Genomic DNA, 20,132 nt, shown 5'->3' on the forward strand with positions numbered 1-20,132 from the left:
GCTTAAATGAACATTAAAAATTATATAACGATTATCAGTATTTGCTTCCTATGCTTTTCAAAAGGGATGGCACAGGTATCGTTGCGAAATTCAACTTGTGAAATGCTTGAAAATCCGTTAGGCATTGATGTTTTAAAACCACGTTTGGCATGGCAAATCATTTCAAAAGAACGAAATGTGATGCAGACAGCATATCAGATTTTGGTGGCCTCAACTACTGAAAAACTGGCACAAAATGATGGAGATTTCTGGAATTCAGGAAAAGTAAGCAGTAATGAATCTATTCATGTCGAGTACAACGGAAAAAAATTAGCAAGTCGTATGAAAGCCTACTGGAAAGTTAAAGTTTGGACAACCGCAGGCGAAAGCGAATGGTCGGCCACTAACTCGTGGACAATGGGATTACTTAACTACAAAGACTGGCCAAAAGGCTGGATTGGTTTCGATCGGGCCTTTCCATGGGATAACATCAAAACCGACTCCCGTTTATCGGCACGTTATTTCAGGAAGGAATTTCAAAATACCAAAAAGGTAAAATCCGCCACAGCTTCGATTATTGGCCTGGGCTTGTACCAGCTTTACCTGAATGGTAAAAAAGTAGGTGAGGAGGTACTAACTCCTTCACCAACCGATTACAATAAAAACGTGAAATACAATACCTACGATGTGACGCCTTATCTGCAGGAAGGGAAAAATGCAGTTGGTGCCATTTTAGGCAATGGTCGTTTCTTCGCCATGCGGCAAAATGAAAAACCCTATAAAATCAAAACTTTTGGTTTTCCTAAAATGCTACTGAACGTCCATATTGTTTACAGCGATGGCAGCACAACCAATATCGATACCGATGATACCTGGAAAGGCACTGCCGATGGTCCCATCCGTGCAAATAACGAGTACGATGGCGAAGAATATGATGCCACAAAAGAAGCAACCGGCTGGAATAAAGCAGGTTTCGACGACAGCAAATGGCTGAAGGCAGAATTTGTACAGGAACCATCGGGAACCATCGAAGCCCAAATGAACGAAAACATGCGGGTGATGAATACGCTCAAACCGGTTGCTGTTAAAGCAATCTCTGACGGCAGATTTATCCTCGATATGGGTCAAAACATGGTTGGCTGGTTACAAATTAAAGTTAAAGGCCAAAAGGGCAAACAATTGAAAATGCGTTTTGCCGAATCGTTGCAAGAAAATGGTGAGTTATTTACGGCAAACCTGCGCAATGCCAAATGCACTGATTTATACACTTTTAGAGGAAACGAACCAGAATTATGGGAACCCACTTTTGCTTACCGTGGCTTTAGGTATGTAGAACTTTCCGGACTTAATTACACCCCAAACCTCAGCGACTTTACTGGAAAAATGATCTACGATAAAATGAATACCGCAGGTACTTTCGAAACGTCAAATGCATTAATCAACCAGATCTTTAAAAATGCCTGGTGGGGTATCGCCGGAAATTACAAAGGCATCCCAATTGATTGCCCGCAACGTAACGAGCGTATGCCCTGGCTAGGCGACAGAGGAGCCGTTGCGCATGGTGAAAATTTCCTTTTTGATAATGGCCGTTTTTATGCTAAGTGGTTGCAGGACATCAGGAATGCACAGAAAGAAGATGGTGCAATCCCCGATGTTGCACCCGCATTTTGGCGTTATTATAGCGATAACATGAGCTGGCCGGGTTCCATTGTGCTCATTACCGAAATGCTTTACAGGCAAACCGGCGATGTCCATGCGGTGGCTGAAAACTATCCGGCCATTAAAAAATGGCTGGCTTATATGCAAGACCGTTACATGAGAGATAATATCCTCACAAAGGACAGTTATGGTGACTGGTGCATGCCACCAGCAACAATTGAGGCAGGCAGAGGTAAAAGTGCCGATAAAAAGTATCCTTCCGAACTGATTTCGACGGCTTACTACTATCATTTTACACAATTGATGATGCAGTTTAGCAAGATAAGCGGGAATGAAGGTGATTACAAAGATTATGAGGCCCTTGGCGATAAAATAAAAGCAGCCTTTAATCAGAGGTTTTATAACGAAAAAGGCTTTTATGGCGATAATAACTTAACAGATAACATCATTCCGCTCTATTTCGGAATGGTTCCGGAAAAGCATATCGATCAGGTTTTCAAAAATATAGTGTATACCGTTGAAGTAACCAATAAAGGGCATTTAAGCAATGGCTTAGTGGGCGTGCAGTGGCTAATGCGCTGTTTGAACGATTACGGCAGACCCGATTTGGCTTATACCATCGCTACACAAAAAACTTACCCAAGCTGGAGTTATATGATCGATAACGGTGCAACCACCATTTGGGAACTCTGGAATGGCAATACCGCCGATCCGAAAATGAATTCGCAAAACCACGTGATGATGCTGGGCGATTTACTGATCTGGTATTACGAAAACCTGGCTGGTATTAAAGCGGAAAGCCCGGCCTTTAAAAAAATTAGCATGAAACCCGAAATGATCGATGGGTTAGATCATATAAATGCAAGTTATCAGTCGGCTTATGGATTAATTAAAAGCAACTATACCAAAACCACCGGTAAATTTACATGGAAAGTAAGTATTCCGGCCAATACGAGTGCTATACTCTATATTCCGGCAAAAAATAAGCAAGCAGTTAAAGAGAATTCAGGTTTAATGAAGGATTTAAAATTTATGAAGTTAGAAAAAGACAGAGCCATTTATGAGGTGGGCTCAGGTGATTATGAGTTTGTGGTAGAACGTTAATCGTCAGTACAAGGCACGAAGTAATTAAAATGATGGTTTGTGTGAACACAAAACATAACGCAAGAGCAAATCGTCATTGCGAGGAGGTACGACGAAGCAATCTTTCCAGCAAAATAGATTGCTTCGCCTGATGAAAAATCAGCCTCACAATGACCAAAACTAATAAGTATGATATTCAAAAGAATTTTAACCATCGCCGCAGCAGCCCTCACGCTTACTGCCCATGCCCAGGTAGAAAAATGGCAAACCGGAATCGTTAAACAGGAGTTTTTATACGATAAGGCTCCGTTTCCATCCTGCCACTCGGCTACCATTGCCGAAACCCCGACAGGCTTAGTGGCCTCGTTTTTTGGGGGGACCAAAGAGCGGAATCCTGATGTAGAGATTTACATCAGCCGTTTTGTTGATGGAAAATGGCTGGCACCGGTTTCTGTAGCCAATGGTATTTTGGCTGATGGCAAACGCTTACCTACCTGGAATCCCGTTCTGTACCAGGTGCCAGGGGGCGATTTATTGTTGTTCTATAAAATAGGGCCTAAACCATCTGAGTGGTGGGGCATGATGCGCAGCTCAAAAGATGGCGGCAAAACTTGGTCGGATGCTACAAAACTGCCAAATGGAAATATCGGTCCGGTTAAAAATAAGCCTGTTTTGTTAAGTAACGGAAATCTCTTCGCCCCATCCAGCCGCGAAGGCGATGGCTGGAAAGTACATTTCGAGGTAACCAAAGATAACGGCAAAACCTGGCGTACAGTAGGGCCGTTGCAGGAAAACGGAATTAAAGCCATCCAACCCAGTATTTTACAGTATGGAAAAGGTAAACTTCAGATTTTAGCGCGTACCGCAAACCGCGCCATTGCCGAATCATGGTCTACAGATAACGGCGAAACCTGGTCGCCGTTGAACAAAACCACTTTACCCAACAACAATTCAGGTACCGATGCCGTTACGCTGAAAGATGGCAGACAGGTATTGGTTTACAACCATGTATTGCCTCCCGGCGATTTGGCCAAGGGTGCGCGCACACCGTTAAATGTTTCAGTTTCTAAAGATGGTAAAACCTGGTACGCCGCACTGATTTTAGAAGATTCGCCTATAAGCCAGTATTCATATCCCGCTGTTATTCAAACAGCTGATGGCATGTTGCATTTTATTTATACCTGGCGAAGGGAGAAAATCAAACACGTAGTAGTAGATCCTTCAAAATTAAAATTGAAGAAAATTAAAAATGGCATTTGGCCAAAACTAAAGGGATATACTGCACCCGTAATTACTGAAACTAAAAACGAAGAACCATGAGGAGTATAAGGAAACAATCCGTCATTGCGAGGTTAAGACGATCGTCATTGCGAGGAGGCACGACAGCCAGTCCCGATTTCTCGGGAAAGCAATCTGTCTTACAAGGAAAGATTGCTTCGGCTGATGAAAAATCAGCACTCGCAATGACGGGCGGAATATTTAGATATCTAGTGTTATTTATAGTGGGCACACTGTCCTTCACTAACATCCTTTCCGCCCAAACCCAAAACTCAGATCAAGCATACAAAAAGCCTTTATTAGAGGTACTTAAGGATATTGAAAACCGTTATCACGTAAAAATTAAATATGCCGAGCCACAGGTAAAAGATAAGTGGGTAAACTATGCCAACTGGCGCTTTCGGGCAGATGTAGATGAAACTTTATCCAATGTACTTACTCCATTGGATATGAAGGTGAACAAAGAGAAAGCAGGCGTTTATAAGCTTAAAGAATATGAATATTACCGCTGGGAAGTACAGGATGGCTGGGCTTATCTGGATAGTTTAGCTTCCAAATACAGCGATCGGAACAGCTGGGAAAAACGGAAAGCATTGATTAAACCTCAGCTTTTTGAGGCTTTGCAATTATCTCCTTTACCGGCCAAGCCCAATTCGAACCCAATTATTACTGCTAAACGAATTTTTGATGGCTATTCAGTAGAAAACATTGCTTTAGAGATTTTACCAGGGGTTTGGATCAACGGATCACTTTATAAACCACTAAATATCAAAGGAAAAATACCGGTAATCTTAAGTCCTGATGGACATTGGGAAAAACAGCGTTACCGTCCCGATTGCCAGGTCCGTTGCGCTATGCTGGCCCGCATGGGGGCTATGGCCTTTAGTTACGATCTCTTCGCCTGGGGCGAATCGATGTTGCAGTTTAAATACGAAGACCATAGAAAAAGCCTGTCACAAACCGTACAAACACTTGGAGGAATCCGCATTTTAGATTATTTCACTTCACTAAAAGAAACCGATACCAACCGGGTGGCCATTAGTGGTGGTTCGGGCGCTGGCAGCCATTGCATTTTAATGACCGCAATGGATAACCGCATTAAACTCAGCGCCCCTGTGGTAGCCATGTCATCCTACTTTTATGGCGGCTGTCCGTGCGAAAGCGGTATGCCCATTCACCAATGTGGGGGTGGAACAGATAATGTGGAACTTGCGGCAATGGCTGCACCGCGTCCACAATTGCTCGTATCAGATGGTAGCGACTGGACCGCCCATACTCCTGAACATGATTTCCCATACCTGCAAAAAATGTATGGCTATTATGGCGTAATGGATAAAGTAGAAAATGTGCATTTACCAGATGAGAAACATGACTTCGGTCTGAATAAACGCATTGCCCTTTACGATTTTCTGGTTAAACATTTTAAACTCAATGGCAATTCTGTTAAAGACAAAGCCGGAAAGTACGATGAAAGCAAAGTAACCATCGAAAAAGAAAATGCCATGTATGTTTTCGGCGATAAAGGTGAAAAACTGCCTAAAAATGCTGTAATGGGTTTTGAAAACCTGCAAAAATTGTTTCCAAAAAGCCAGAATTAAATGATGCAACACCAGAACAGAAGAACTTTTATCCAGTATCTTGCCTTAATTGGCGGGAGCTTAATGTTGCCCAATGTTTTGCTTGCTGCAAGCCAAAAGCGCAGGTACAAAGTGGCTGTAATTGACTTGATGATCCTCAAACGCCAGAAATTAAGCGCTTTGGAACTGACCAGTGAAATCGGTGCCGATGGATTGGAAATTGATATGGGCGGGCTGGGCGACCGGGAAACCTTTGATAATAAACTGGCAGATCCGGCCATAAGACAACAATACCTTGAAAAAGCAAAAGCACTTCATCTCGAATTTTGTGCCCTGGCCATGACCGGCTTTTATGCCCAATCTTTTGCTAAACGACCAACCTATCAAAAAATGGTGCAGGATTGTTTAGATACCGCTAAAGCCATGCAAATCAAAGTTGTTTTTTTACCCTTGGGCATACAGGGTGATTTAGTTAAAAATCCCGAATTAAGGGTGCCGATTGTTGAGCGCTTAAAAATTGCCGGTAAAATGGCGGCCAAAGCAGGGGTGGTTATCGGTATTGAGACTTCACTCGATGCCAAAGGCGAACTACAGTTGCTGAAAGAAATCAATTGTAAGCACATCAAAAGCTATTTCAACTTTTCGAATGCAACTAAAAATGGTCGTGATTTACACCAGGAACTAAAAATATTGGGCAGGAAAAATATTATTCAGATCCATGCGACAAACGAAGATGGTGTATGGCTCGAAAATGATCCTAAAATTGACCTCAAAAAGGTAAAACAAACGTTAGATGAAATGGGCTGGAGTGGCTGGCTGGTTATAGAACGTAGTCGTGATGCCAAACAACCTACCAATGTGAAGTACAACTTCACCGCCAATACCAGATACCTGAAATCTATTTTTCAAGCCGGATAACCCTTGTTTATGAGAACCTACCTAACCATTTTGCTGATTTTAAATTTAATGTGCGCACAATTATTCGCAGCGGATATTTATGTCTCCAAATTGGGCTCAGATCGCAGTACCGGCACAAAGGAAAAACCATTGGCCTCCTTACATTTTGCCATCCGAAAGGCCAGGGAGTTGCGCAGGCTAAACGATAGTTCAGTTAACGGTGGGATTCATATCATTATCGAAAATGGTTATTACGCTCTAGATGAAGCTATTGTGCTTCGTCCCGAAGATTCGGGCACCAAAGAAAGTCCCATCCGGATTATGGCGGCTCCTGGCGCTAAAGTTATTTTTAGTGGTGGCGTAAAAATCAAAGGATGGAAAAAATTAACTAACCCGGTTGCAGGCTTACCTAAAAATGCCATAGGTAAAGTTTGGGTTGCCGATGCACCTATGTTTGCCGATAATACTTTATTGTTCAGACAGCTTTGGGTGAATGATAGTAAGGCTGTTAGGGCCAAAGATGCTAACGGCGATGCCATGAACCGCATTTTGTCCTGGGATGCCCAATCACAGACCTGCAAAATCCCTTTAAATAAAAACATCAGCCTCAACGGGGCTAAAGGCATCGAAATGGTCATCCACCAGTGGTGGGCCATTGCTAATTTGCGGGTAAAATCAGTAAAAACACAGCAGAACACTGCCGAACTTTCCTTTTTACAGCCCGAAAGCCGCATACAATCAGAACACCCATGGCCAGCGCCTTGGCTTTCGGATAAAACCGGGAATTCTGCCTATTATTTAACCAATGCCATTCAGTTTTTAGATGAACCGGGCGAGTGGTTCGAAGATTTACAGCAGCATAAAGTTTATTACTGGCCTAAAGATAAGCAGAATATGCTTCAGGCAGATGTGGTGGCGCCCGTTTTAGAAACACTGGTTAAAGTTGAAGGAACCATCGATCATCCGGTTGCTTACATTTCTTTCCAGGGGATTTCTTTTCAGCATGCATCGTGGTTATTACCCTTCAAACAGGGCCATGTGCCGCACCAGGCGGGTATGTATATGCTCGACGCCTATAAGTTAGAACAACCAGGTACTGCCGATAAACCCACATTAGAAAACCAGGCCTGGGTGGGGCGTCCGGCTTCCGCCATCCAGATCAGTTATGCCAATCATATCGATTTTGAGGCATGCAGGTTTGAACACCACGCTTCAACCGGACTCGATTATCAAAAAGGAACAACCAACAATCTGATTAGCGGCAATTTGTTTAAAGATATTGGTGGATCAGGGATACTAATGGGTACCTTTTCTGACGAAGCCACCGAGGTACATTTACCTTACCAGCCAAGGGATGAACGTGAAATTTCTTCGGATAACCGGATTGAAAATAACCTGATTACCGACGTAACCAACGAGGATTGGGGCACTGTCGGTATTGGTGCAGGTTACGTACGCGGACTGAAAATCCTGCATAATGAAGTCAGTGATGTATCCTATTCAGGGATTAGCATGGGCTGGGGCTGGACAAAAACGAAAAATGCAATGAAGGATAATACCATCAGCGCCAACAAAATTCATCATTATGGCAAGCACATGTACGATGTAGCCGGCATTTATACCTTATCTGCACAACCTGGTTCGTTCATTACCGAAAATGTTATTGACAGTATTTACACGGCCAAATATGCGCACTTACCTGACCATTGGTTTTACCTCTACACCGACGAAGGATCTTCCTATTTCACCATAAAAAATAACTGGACGCCCAGCGAAAAATACCTGCAAAATGCCAATGGACCAGATAATGTATGGGAAAATAACGGGCCTGGAGTTGCCGAAAAAATCAAAGAAAACGCTGGTCTGGAAGCGCAATATCAATATCTGATAAAGGATAAATCATCGATTTCTGGGAGCAGGCAGATTAATAAGGCGATAGATAAACCTGTGGTTTTTGAGCTGATTTTTAAAAAGAATGAAGTACCTGACGAAAAGGCATTAACCGCATTTGCACGCGAAAATAACCTGCTGCTTTCATCCATTTACCGTTGGGAGACCCGCCTGGTCATTTACACCTCTACCTTAAAAACAGAGAGTCTCCAACAAACCTTAAAAAGACTCAATGCCAGTGAAATTAAACTGTACAATGATATGTTTTACGATTTCGACCGGAAAAAACAGTGTGGAAACGAACCGGTAAAAGAATGGGACAACATTATATTATCTGCCAACCTGGTGAAAGACGAAAAACTGCAAAAAGAATATCTCGCATACCACAAAACACAATTTGAGAAATGGCCCGAAATATCAAAAGGCTTTTGCAATGCTGATTTTCAACGGCTGGTTATTTTTAAAAAAGGCCGCCAGCTCATGCTGATTATCAGCATACCCAAAGGCGAAAATTTAGATAAACTGAACCCGAAAACAACGGAAAATAACCCCAGGGTAGACGAATGGAACGCATTAATGAAAAAATACCAGGAGGGAATTGAAGGCACAAAACCTGGCGAAGTTTGGGTTTTCTTTAAACCGATATAGAGAAATCGTCATTGCGAGAAGGCTTTTTCAGCCGACGAAGCAATGACGACACTTAAAATTGTAACGCTTACAAAAAAATAAATATGTTAAGATTAGGAATACTAGGATTAGGCGAGGGCAGAAGCACCATATCTGCCTCACTGGCCAGCAAAAAGTTCAAATTGATCCAGATTTGCGATGCCAATAAAAAACTTTGCAAAGAACGGGCGCTGGAGTTCGATTTCCAGAACTGGACTACCGATTACAACGATATGCTCAAAAGCGATAAAATTGACATGATTGCGATTTATACACCTGATCATTTGCATTTTGAACACATCAAACTGGCCTTGGAACACGATAAGCACGTGGTTTGTACCAAACCCTTTATTGATGATCTCTCGCAGGCCAACGAACTGCTGGCCCTGAGCAAAAAGACCAAAAAGAAAATTTTCGTCGGTCAGAGTTCGCGCTTTTTCGAACCGGCCATGCGCCAGAAAAAAGATTTCGATAAAGGCCTGATCGGCGAGTTGATTACCATCGAAAGCCACTACCATGCCGATCACCACTGGTTTTTGGAAAAAGGCTGGTCGCTAAAACAATCGTTCAAATGGTTGTATGGCGGTTTAAGTCACCCGGTCGATTTTATCCGCTGGTATATGCCTGATATTGAAGAAGTAATGGGCTATGGTATGCTCAGCAGCAATGGGCAAAAAGCTGGTTTAAAAAACCAGGATACCATGCACTTTATCTTCAAGGCCAAAGACGGCAGAATTGCCCGCGTAAGTGGTGCTTACACCGGACCAACCCAGCCTGCATGTCGCGATAGTGGAATGAGTTGTATTTTGAGGGGAACTGAAGGGGCCAGCCAGGCCGATTACCATGAATTGCGTTATGCCGTAACCACCAAAACAGGCGAAGAAAAAATCATTACCTGGGGAGATGCCACTTTGAAACATTATTTCCGTTTCGAAGGCCAGAGCCACCATGCCGGCGAATACCAGAACTACCTGGAGTATTTTGCCGACAGCATTAACAATAAGTTTACCGCTTACCCTGATTTAAAAGAAGGCATTGGAACCATTGCGCTTTTGCAGGCCATGGATAAATCGCTCGAGACAGGTTTACCGGTAAAAATAGAGGAAATATTAAGCAGTTATAACATTAGCCGGGAATCGATAGGATTATAAAATATTAAACCACAGATGAAAAAGATAGACACAGATAGTTGAGAAGCAATGGTTCGTATCACATCAAAAGTTAAAATGTGTGTTATAAAAAATCGGCCACGGAAACACAGAACTCACGGAATTCAAATTCGTTAGCTACTTAAATATCGGTAAAGTATTAAACCGAGAGAAAAGTTTCCGTGTTAATGCGTATTTCCGTGGCAAAAGGATATAGCGTTACAACGTTAGCCGGGAATCGATAGGATTATAAAATATTAAACCACAGATGAAAAAGATAGACACAGATAGTTAAGAAGCAATGGTTCGTATCACATCAAAAGTTAAAATGTGTGTTATAAAAATCGGCCACGGAAACACAGAACTCACGGAATTCAAATTCGTTAGTTGCTTAAATATCAGTAAAGTATTAAACCGAGATAAAAGTTTCCGTGTTAATCCGTGTTTCCGTGGCAAAAGGATATAGCGTTACAACGTTAGCCGGGAATCGATAGGATTATAAAATATTAAACCACAGATGAAAAGATAGACACAGATAGTTAAGAAGCGATAGTTCGTATCACATCAAAAGTTAAAATGTATGTTATAAAATCGGCCACTGAAACACAGAAGTCACCGAATTCAAATCCTGTGAGATGCTTTAAATATCGGGAAAGTATTAAACCGAGATAAAAGTTTCCGTGTTAATCCGTGTTTCCGTGGCAAAAAGATATAGCGTTACAACATTAGCCGGGAATCGATCGAATTATAGAAATTCGTCATTGCGAGGAACGAAGCAATCTTACAACCAGTGAATAATTAGCTACCGCATTAAGATTGCTTCGTCGTACCTCCTCGCAATGACGAAATATTTAAAACCAAACTAACCAAATGCACAACATTGTAGAACGTTTAACCAGTTTAGATTACATCATCGTAATCGCCTACCTTGTCATCCTGATGGTGATCGGGTACCGCGCCAGTTTTCCGAAGACAAAAAACAGTGATGAAACCTTATTCTTAGCCAATAAATCTTTAGGCTGGGCCAGTATTGGCTTCAACATGTGGGGCACTAACGTAGGTCCATCCATGCTGCTTGCTTTTGCCAGTATCGGCTATACCACCGGTATTGTGGCCGTAAACTTCGATTGGTATGCCTTTATTTTCCTTTTCCTGCTAGCCATCGTTTTCGCGCCCAAATACCTGGCCGCAAAGGTAAGCACCATGCCCGAATTTATGGGAAACCGTTACGGCGATTCTACCCAGAATATTTTAGCCTGGTATGCATTAGTTAAGATTTTAATCTCCTGGCTATCCTTAGGTTTGTTTGCCGGTGGTTTTTTAGTCCGCCAGATTTTAGGCATCCCCATGTGGCAATCGGTCACCGTTTTGGTCGCTTTTGCGGGCTTATTCACTTTTTTTGGCGGTTTGAAAGCCATTGCCAAAGTCAACATTTTCCAGATGATTTTACTGATTGCGGTTTCGCTTTCGCTTACCTTACTAGGCCTGCATAAGGTTGGAGGAATCTCAGCACTATACAGCAAAACACCCGGACATTTCTGGAACCTCATACAACCTGCCAGCGATCCCAAATATCCCTGGTATGCCATTCTTTTAGGTTACCCCGTAGCTGCTGTCGCTTTTTTCTGTACTGATCAATCGATGGTCCAGTCTGTTTTGGGCGCTAAAAACCTGAAGCAGGGCCAGTTGGGCGTGAGCTTTATCGGCTGGCTAAAAATCCTTTCGCTGCCACTCTTTATCGTAACCGGAATATTGTGTTATATCCTCTTTCCCAATCTGAAAGATCCCAACGAAGCTTACATGACCATGGTAACCAATCTTTTTCCTCCGGGAATGAATGGTTTGGTAATCGTGGTGCTTATCGCGGTTCTGGTTGGCACCATAGGTTCATCGCTAAATTCGTTAAGCACCGTATTTACCATGGATGTGTATGTGAAGAAAATCAATCCAAAGGCCAGCAATAAACAGATCATCAATGTTGGGCGTTTAACGGTTATAGCCGGTTGTATTTTCGCGGTAATTGTAGTGCTGGCCATCGATAACATTAAAGGTCTAAACCTCTTCGATGTGTTCCAATCCGTACTGGGTTTTATTGCGCCTCCGCTTTCAGTGGTTTTTCTGTTAACCGTGTTCTGGAAACGGACTACCCGAAAAGCCGTAAATTTTACGCTATCCATCGGTTCGGTACTGAGTTTAAGTACCGGAATTATGTATTTATGGGTTTTACCACCCAGCGAATACACCTTTTGGCCGCATTACCTCATGTTATCCTTCCTGATTTTTGTGGGTTTACTGCTTATCGCCATACTGATTTCGCTTTTAGACAGAACACCAAGTATTTACACCATCAACGAAGAACATGAAGCCAATATTGAAAAACCAGATAAGACTGTTTGGATTTCCTGGGCTGCATTGGCTATATTGATGGTTACACTTTATATTTTCTTTAACGGACATTAGAAATTTCGTCATTTCGAGCGTAGTGTAACGTAGTCGAGAAATCTGCTTTATAGATCTCTCTCCCGAATATTCGGGACTGCGCTTCAGTCGAGATGACGGTAACCAAGCAACATGATAAACCTAAATTATCCCATTAGGGACACAAATTATGAACCACAGATAAAAAGGATAGACACAGATACTAAATCCGTGTTAATCTGTGTCTATCCGTGGCTAAAAACCAAGCAACATGAAGTATAGATACCACAGATAAAGGATACACACAGATAACAACACATTAGATCCGTGTTAATCCGTGTCCATCCGTGTCTAAATAAAAAACTGATAAACTTAAATTATCCATGGCTAAAAACCAAGCAACATGATAAACCTAAAAAAAATACTCCTGATTACCCTGCTGCAAACTATGGTAATCCCCGCTTTTGCTCAAAAAGCATCCTGGATCTGGTATCCCGGCGATTTTGATATCTACATGAGCAATGTGATGCAAAACCGTAGAACAGAACGTGGTTCATTTTTTCCGGTCTTCTGGAAAATGGATAGCCATTACGTGCTGGTCGATTTCCATAAAGAGTTTACCCTTAATGAATCTGAAGAAGTTAAACTCTTTGTAGAAGGCACTTACAATGTTAAAATTGACGGTCAGGCCCTAACCGGCTTTCCGAAATCCATCCAGATCCCGGCCGGAAAGCATAAACTAAGCCTGAAAGTGTATAGCCAGGCTACAGTGCCAGCCATTTTTGTACAGGGTAAAACCCTTATATCAGATGAAAGCTGGTTAACCACTTTTGAGGATAAAGAATGGATTGATGCCAGTGGCAAAACTTCCGATAAATCTGGAACCACCTTTGTTTCGGCTGGCTCCTGGGGTTTAACCGATCCTCATAGCCAGCCTTCTGCGTTTAAATTGCCTGTTGTAAAGCATACTGCTGTTAAAACAGAAAAGGCAGGCACAGGTTATGTAGCCGATTTTGGGAAAGAAACCTTCGGTTTTATTAAAGTGCATGGCTTAAAAGGCAAAGGTAAATTGAGTTTGTATTATGGCGAATCGAAAGAAGAAGCCTTATCAACCGATAAATGTGAAACACTGGATCATCTGGATATTGATTTTACCAACAAAAAAGATTCGGTAATGCCGCTTTCCAAAGCTTTCCGCTATGTGAATTTTCAGCCCGAAAATGGCGTTTCTGCCGATTCTATCTCCATGCTTTATGAATATGCTCCCGTTACCGAGCGAGGAAGTTTTAAATCATCAGATGCGGAACTGAACAAGATTTATGATGTGGCCAAATACACTTTTCACCTCAATACCCGCGAATTTTTTATCGATGGCATAAAACGTGACAGATGGGTGTGGAGTGGCGATGCCTACCAAAGTTACCTCATGAATTATTATTCGTTTTTTGATGCTCCGACCGTGAAAAGAACATTGTTGGCCCAGCGTGGCAAAGATCCGGTTACAGCGCACATCAATACCATCATGGATTATTCTTTCTATTGGTTTTTGGGCATTTATGATTATTACAAATTTACCGGCGACAGAAAATTTGTACAGGACATTTATCCCCGCATGCAATCACTTATGACTTATATTGATGGCCGTAAAAACAAAAACGGTTTGCTGGAATGGATGCCCGGTGACTGGATTTTTATAGACTGGGCCGATAAGTTGAGTAAAGATGGGGAAGTGAGCTTCGAGCAACTGCTTTACGCCCGCAGTTTAGAAACCATGGCATTATGTGCCAAACTGGCCAACGACAGCGAAAATGCCACCAAATATGAACAACAAGCCAAAACATTGAAAGCCAAAATATTCGATATTTACTGGAATCAAAGCAAACACGCCTTGGTGCACAGCAGGGTAGCCGGTCAGCCCACAGAAAATGTAACGCGCTATGCGAATATGTTCGGGATTTTCTTCGATTACTTTACACCTGAACAGAAATTAGCTGTAAAAGAACATGTATTGCTTAACGACAGCATCAACAAAATTACTACGCCTTACATGCGCTTTTATGAGCTGGAAGCACTTTGTGCCATGGGTGAGCAAAGCTATGTATTAAAAGAGATGAAAAACTATTGGGGAGGCATGCTCAAGCTGGGTGCTACTTCCTTTTGGGAGGAATATAATCCCGATAAAAAAGGTACCGAACACCTGGCCATGTACGGCCGGCCATTTGGAAAAAGCCTTTGCCACGCCTGGGGAGCCAGCCCGATTTACCTGCTCGGCAAATATTACCTAGGGGTAAGTCCCGATTCTCCGGGTTACGAAACCTACACCATTGAGCCCCATTTAGGTGGTTTAGCCTGGATGGAAGGTAAAGTACCCACTACCAACGGCGATATTTCAGTTTACATGAATAAAAGGGAAATCAAGGTGAGCGCTGCTACCGGAAAGGGTAAACTCAGGATAAAGAGTAAAACGAAACCAGTAGCGAAAGGAGCAGAAATTAAAGAAATTTCAAAAGGAATGTTTGAGGTTACAATTGAAAAAGAAGTGGAGTATCTGGTTAAATATTCGAGCTAACAGCTCTTTTGTAGCTGTGCAAACCCAGCAGGCTTTAAACCCTGCCAGGTTTAAATGAAGCTAAACTCCAATTCTTTGTTCAATTTTTTTAACACATTTGTTCGCTTCAGCTAAAATAACTTTGCTGTCAATCGGCTGATCGGAATTTAAGGCATTCAGCATCGAAATGGTTAAGCAGGCAATAATGCCATTATTACTGGCAATACCAATAGGGACCGAAATATCGGTTACACCCGAAACAGCATCACTGTTTTTAAAATATGAACCTGTTTGCTGAATTTCATTCAAAGAGTTTAAAAAATCTTCCTGCTGTGGTTTGGCATATTTTTTAAAAATAGCGTTGTTTTTTAATATGGTATTTCGTTCAGCTTCGGGCATATAAGCCAGCAATACTTTACCCGATGCAGTTAATGGTAGCGGAAACAAATTTCCCTCTTCAATAGAAAGGGCAATTGGTCCCGGACTTTTCGCATGAATAATGACCATCACCTGATTCATGTACAAAATACTCAGGTGACAAGATTGGCGTACCGAATTGGCCAGCTCTTCCAACGGAAACTGTGCAGCCTTCCTTAACTCATCAATAGGTGAGTGGCGGTGAGAAAGGTAAAAAAGTTTGAGCGACAACCGGTATTTACCCGAAACCTCATCGCGTAAAATATAACCACGGCTTTCCAGACTCATCAGCATCCGGTAAATTTCATTCGGTGTTTTTTCAATACCAATGGCAATTTCGGTTTGTGATAAGGGAATGGATTGAGCCGATAGATACTCTAAAATATCAAGCCCTTTATCTAAAGCCGGTGCCTGATACTTCGATTCATTTTCTTTCATACAGGGTTAATTTGGTTGTATCGTATTTTTTACAGTTTCAAACATACAAAAAGCATTCATATTTCATATTCAGAATGAAATTATATCATTATTACCTGAATATATGTTTTCATATTTAAAAAAAAGATTTATATTTGAATTACCTGCAAAATTTAAAGTTAAACAAATTCTACAGCTTATACTATAGGGGCCAAGAATTTATTTCTAACTAAATTGAGCACGACAACCAAGTATAAACCAAATCAAGCATCAAAAGCGATCTGTACGGGCTAATGAACAAACTTGTAATTTTTTCTTTTTTTTACCTGTTTACTTTTCCGCTGTTTGCTCAGGAGGTTAAGGTATTCCATTTAGCCTGTGAATACCGTTCAAATCCGCTTGGGATTGATGCCGTGCAACCACATTTTAGCTGGCAAATGGCTTCAGATCAGCACAATGTTATGCAAACCGCTTATCAGCTTCTGGTATCAAAGAGCCTGACTTCGCTTAAGCAAGATAAAGGTGAGGTATGGGATTCTAAAAAGATTATTTCCGGTCAGTCCATTCAGATAAAATATAGAGGAGCAGCACTACAATCAGCTCAAAGGTATTACTGGAAAATCCGGGTTTGGGATAACCGGGGCAAGCCATCTGCCTGGAGTGAAACGGCACTTTTCCAGATGGGGCTGTTGAGTGCAGCTGACTGGAAAGGCGCCCAATGGATTGCTTACGAAAAACTGGCCGATTCAAACGTAAATGTTTTACCGACGGATGGGAAGAAAGACAAATTTAACGGCAATAATATCCTGCCGATGTTTCGCAAAGAGTTTGCAGTAACCAGAAGCACCAAAAAAGCTACTGCCTTTATTTCGGGCTTGGGTCACTTTGAAATGAGTTTAAATGGCGAAAAAGTAGGAGATGATTTTTTAGCCCCTGGCTGGACCAAATACGATCGCGAAGCTTTATACGTAACCTATGATATTACCAAACAACTAAAAAAAGGCGCTAATGCCGTGGGTGTGATGCTGGGAAATGGCTTTTATTACATTTCGCCGGTCAAAGAAAGGTACCGGAAACTAAAAGTGGCTTATGGCTTCCCGAAAATGATCTGCCGTTTACTGATCGAATATACAGATGGCACTTCGGTCAATGTAACCAGCAACGAAAGCTGGAAAACATCACCCTCGCCGGTTACTTTTTCCAGTATTTATGGTGGCGAAGACTATAACGCCGGTTTAGCGCAAAAAAACTGGAACCAGGCAGCATTCAATGATGGCAAATGGAAAAGCGCTTTGGTAGTGAATGGTCCGAAGCTAAACGCCCAGAAGGAAGAGCCTGTTAAAATTTTTGATCATTTTCCTGCAAAGCAGATTACACAAACTGCAAATGGTGACTGGTTTTATGATCTCGGACAAAACGCATCGGGCATTATTGAACTCCAGGTGAGCGGCAAAACAGGCGACACCATCCGCATTACACCAGCTGAACTATTAAAAGAAGATGGTACCGTTACCCAGAAAAACATGGGCGGACCTGCTTACTTTACCTATATTTTAAGTGGTGAGGCTACCGAAACCTGGCGACCACGTTTTTTCTATACGGGTTTCCGCTATCTGCAGGTTAAAGGTGGCGTTCCGGCCGGAAAAGAAAACCCATTGAACAAAGCCATTATCAAAGATTTAAAAGGCCTTCACGTACGTAATGCAGCTCCAACAGCAGGCAAGTTTACTTCTTCAAACGAATTGTTTAATAAAACCTTTAAACTGATCGATTGGGGTATTAAAAGTAATATGGTTAGTGTTTTTACCGACTGTCCACACCGCGAAAAACTCGGCTGGTTAGAGCAATTGCATTTAATGGGCAGTTCGGTAAATTACAATTACGCGGCTGCACCGTTGTTTGTAAAAGCCTCAGTCGATATGCAAAATTCGCAACTAGCCAACGGACTCGTTCCTGAAATTGCACCTGAGTATGTTAAATTTGAATGGGGAGGCGATATGTTCCGCGATTCGCCTGAATGGGGCAGTAGTAGTATTTTAGTACCCTGGGATTTGTACAAGTGGTATGGCGATAAACAGGCCTTAGCCAATCATTATCCCACTATGCAGCGTTACATCCAATATTTAAACACCAAAGCCAATAACCACATTTTATCGCAAGGTTTGGGCGATTGGTATGACCTTGGCCCAAAACCACCAGGCGTTTCACAGCTTACCCCGATGGGCATTACCGCCACTGCTATTTATTATTATGATTTAAAAATCCTCGAAAAAATAGCCAACTTATTGGGTAAAAAAGCTGATGTACTGACTTATGCCAAACTTGCAATTTCAGTACGCAGTGCATTTAATGCTAAATTCTTTAATCCGGAAACCAGGCAATACGGCTCGGGCAGCCAAACGGCCAATGCCATGGCTGTTTATATGGGTTTAGTTGAAGAAAAGGATAAGCAGGCAGTTATTGATAACCTCGTAAAAGACATTAAAGATAAAAACAACGGATTAACAGCAGGCGACATTGGCTACCGTTATGTACTACGCGTTTTAGAAGATGCCGGACGCTCGGATGTGATTTTCGACATGAACAGCCGTAGCGACGTACCCGGTTATGGCATGCAGTTGGCCAAGGGTGCTACTGCTTTGACCGAAAGCTGGGCGGCACTGCCAGCGGTTTCCAATAACCATTTTATGCTGGGGCATTTAATGGAATGGTTTTACAGCGGAGTGGGTGGAATCCGTCAGGATGAAAACTCGGTCGCCTTTAACCGGATTAAAATTTACCCTGAGGTAGTCGGTGATTTAACTGCTGCAACCACGAGTTACCAATCGGCCTATGGTAAAATAGCTACTGACTGGAAAAAAACGACCGATGGTTTTGAAATCGCCATAAATATTCCAGTGAATACCACAGCTGTGGTTTATATTCCGGTTTCGGCAAATCAAAGCCTTGCAGAGATCCACAATGCTAAATTCCAGAACCTGGGCACAGCCAATGGCAGAACCCAGGTAGCGATCGGTTCGGGTTATTATAAATTTACAGTGAAGTAGCATGAGAACGATCTGGATATATCTGACAGGCCTATTAACATGCGCTACAGCATTTGCTCAGGAAGCTAAAAATCCGGTATCTGCTGCCGAAATGGAAAAAATTTACCAGGAAGTGAAAACGCCTTTCAAATACGGATTGGTGATGGTTCCGGCTGATCAAGCGCATAAAATGGATTGTCCCACCATTTTTAGAAAAGGCAAATACTGGTACATGACTTATCTGATTTTTAGCGGTCGCGGTTACGAAACCTGGATGGCCAAAAGCAGCGATTTACTGCACTGGGAAAATCAGAGTAAATTAATGTCGTTCGATGATTCAGGCAAATGGGACGATAACCAGAAGGCGGGCTACAATGCACTTTTAGATATCAAATGGGGAGGTAGTTACCAGGCGAACAGCTTTAATGGCAAATACTGGATGTCTTATTTTGGTGGCAAGGAAAAAGGATACGAGGCAGAACCATTATCTGTTGGTATGGCTTATACCGATGAACATCCGTCGGTTGTGCAGGAATGGAAACGGCTGGATCAACCGGTTTTAAGCTCGCTCGACAGCGATGTACGCTGGTGGGAAAACCGTCATAAACTATTTAAAAGTACGGTGATTGCCGATCAGAAAAAGTTGACGGGCCATTCCTTTGTAATGTATTACAATGCTGTTGGCGATTCGCTGGCAAACAATAAAAAAACACGCTGGTACGAACGCATTGGCATGGCAGTATCCGATGATATGGTGCATTGGCAACGCTACCTTAAAAATCCCGTTGTACATCATCCGGTTGGCATTACCGGCGATGCAGTCATCCAGCAGATCGGAAGCAATTACGTGATGTTTTATTTCGGTGCTTTCTGGCAGGACAGGAAAGGTTCTTTTAACCGTTTTGCGGTATCTAAAGACCTCGTCAACTGGACCGACTGGACGGGTAATAACCTGATCGAATCATCAGAAAAATATGATGAGTTATATGCGCACAAATCGTTCGTCGTTAAGCACAAAGGCATTGTTTACCACTTTTATTGTGCGGTGAACAAACAAGACCAGCGGGGTATTGCGGTGGCCACTTCGAAAGATTTAGGAAAAAGTAAATTGAATTTTGTTCAAAATTAA

11 protein-coding genes are annotated in these 20,132 nt (G+C 42.3%); 10 read left to right on the forward strand and 1 reads right to left on the reverse strand.

Translation table 11 applies throughout. The annotated features are described in order from the left end of the window. Positions 1–102: 102 nt before the first annotated feature. The 8 genes from ACFE6N_RS06550 (at position 103) to ACFE6N_RS06585 (ending at position 15,164) form a co-directional block, all read left to right on the forward strand. Entirely contained in the window at positions 103–2,742 is a 2,640-nt protein-coding gene (locus tag ACFE6N_RS06550) for a family 78 glycoside hydrolase catalytic domain (RefSeq protein WP_378934942.1), read from the forward strand. A 168-nt stretch (positions 2,743–2,910) separates the two neighbouring features. Further along, positions 2,911–4,041 carry an exo-alpha-sialidase gene (locus ACFE6N_RS06555; RefSeq protein ID WP_378934944.1) on the forward strand — a complete coding sequence of 377 codons (1,131 nt, stop codon included), beginning with the start codon at positions 2,911–2,913 and terminating at the stop codon, positions 4,039–4,041. Further along, positions 4,038–5,597, forward strand: a complete 1,560-nt coding sequence (locus tag ACFE6N_RS06560) for an acetylxylan esterase (protein ID WP_378934946.1) — start codon at positions 4,038–4,040, stop codon at positions 5,595–5,597. The genes ACFE6N_RS06555 and ACFE6N_RS06560 overlap by 4 nt, the downstream gene beginning before the upstream one ends. Beyond that, the gene (locus tag ACFE6N_RS06565) at positions 5,598–6,494 is read left to right on the forward strand and encodes a sugar phosphate isomerase/epimerase family protein (RefSeq protein ID WP_378934948.1); all 897 of its coding nucleotides are present in this window, start codon (positions 5,598–5,600) and stop codon (positions 6,492–6,494) included. A gap of 9 nt (positions 6,495–6,503) precedes the next feature. Beyond that, positions 6,504–9,011, forward strand: a complete 2,508-nt coding sequence (locus tag ACFE6N_RS06570; protein ID WP_378934950.1) for an L-rhamnose mutarotase — start codon at positions 6,504–6,506, stop codon at positions 9,009–9,011. 83 nt (positions 9,012–9,094) lie between these two features. Further along, positions 9,095–10,180, forward strand: coding sequence for a Gfo/Idh/MocA family protein (locus tag ACFE6N_RS06575; protein WP_378934952.1), 1,086 nt, complete (start codon positions 9,095–9,097; stop codon positions 10,178–10,180). A gap of 867 nt (positions 10,181–11,047) precedes the next feature. Beyond that, entirely contained in the window at positions 11,048–12,637 is a 1,590-nt protein-coding gene (locus ACFE6N_RS06580) for a sodium:solute symporter family transporter (RefSeq protein WP_378934954.1), read from the forward strand. 361 nt (positions 12,638–12,998) lie between these two features. Beyond that, positions 12,999–15,164: an alpha-rhamnosidase gene (locus ACFE6N_RS06585; RefSeq protein WP_378934956.1), complete on the forward strand. Its 2,166-nt coding sequence runs from the start codon at positions 12,999–13,001 to the stop codon at positions 15,162–15,164. A 60-nt stretch (positions 15,165–15,224) separates the two neighbouring features. Here ACFE6N_RS06585 and ACFE6N_RS06590 read toward each other — a convergent pair whose 3' ends face one another. Continuing rightward, positions 15,225–15,998, reverse strand: coding sequence for an IclR family transcriptional regulator (locus tag ACFE6N_RS06590; protein WP_378934958.1), 774 nt, complete (start codon positions 15,996–15,998; stop codon positions 15,225–15,227). Positions 15,999–16,270: 272 nt separating this feature from the next. Between ACFE6N_RS06590 and ACFE6N_RS06595 the strand changes: the two genes are divergently transcribed. Both ACFE6N_RS06595 and ACFE6N_RS06600 read left to right on the forward strand, forming a co-directional pair. Next, the gene (locus ACFE6N_RS06595; RefSeq protein ID WP_378934960.1) at positions 16,271–19,024 is read left to right on the forward strand and encodes a family 78 glycoside hydrolase catalytic domain; all 2,754 of its coding nucleotides are present in this window, start codon (positions 16,271–16,273) and stop codon (positions 19,022–19,024) included. Position 19,025: 1 nt separating this feature from the next. After that, on the forward strand, positions 19,026–20,132 hold the full coding sequence (locus ACFE6N_RS06600) for a glycosylase (RefSeq protein WP_378934962.1): 1,107 nt from the start codon (positions 19,026–19,028) through the stop codon (positions 20,130–20,132).

It is taken from the genome of Pedobacter sp. BG31, from assembly GCF_042464845.1.
GTDB lineage: Bacteria > Bacteroidota > Bacteroidia > Sphingobacteriales > Sphingobacteriaceae > Pedobacter > Pedobacter suwonensis.

Excerpts from the sequence above, each read along its gene's own strand:
- ACFE6N_RS06590 (WP_378934958.1), bottom strand. The coding sequence starts at position 15,998 with ATGAAAGAAAATGAATCGAAGTATCAGGCACCGGCTTTAGATAAAGGG.
- ACFE6N_RS06560 (WP_378934946.1), top strand. The coding sequence starts at position 4,038 with ATGAGGAGTATAAGGAAACAATCCGTCATTGCGAGGTTAAGACGATCG.
- ACFE6N_RS06580 (WP_378934954.1), top strand. The coding sequence starts at position 11,048 with ATGCACAACATTGTAGAACGTTTAACCAGTTTAGATTACATCATCGTA.
- ACFE6N_RS06570 (WP_378934950.1), top strand. The coding sequence starts at position 6,504 with ATGAGAACCTACCTAACCATTTTGCTGATTTTAAATTTAATGTGCGCA.
- ACFE6N_RS06565 (WP_378934948.1), top strand. The coding sequence starts at position 5,598 with ATGATGCAACACCAGAACAGAAGAACTTTTATCCAGTATCTTGCCTTA.
- ACFE6N_RS06555 (WP_378934944.1), top strand. The coding sequence starts at position 2,911 with ATGATATTCAAAAGAATTTTAACCATCGCCGCAGCAGCCCTCACGCTT.
- ACFE6N_RS06550 (WP_378934942.1), top strand. The coding sequence starts at position 103 with ATGCTTGAAAATCCGTTAGGCATTGATGTTTTAAAACCACGTTTGGCA.
- ACFE6N_RS06595 (WP_378934960.1), top strand. The coding sequence starts at position 16,271 with ATGAACAAACTTGTAATTTTTTCTTTTTTTTACCTGTTTACTTTTCCG.
- ACFE6N_RS06585 (WP_378934956.1), top strand. The coding sequence starts at position 12,999 with ATGATAAACCTAAAAAAAATACTCCTGATTACCCTGCTGCAAACTATG.
- ACFE6N_RS06600 (WP_378934962.1), top strand. The coding sequence starts at position 19,026 with ATGAGAACGATCTGGATATATCTGACAGGCCTATTAACATGCGCTACA.
- ACFE6N_RS06575 (WP_378934952.1), top strand. The coding sequence starts at position 9,095 with ATGTTAAGATTAGGAATACTAGGATTAGGCGAGGGCAGAAGCACCATA.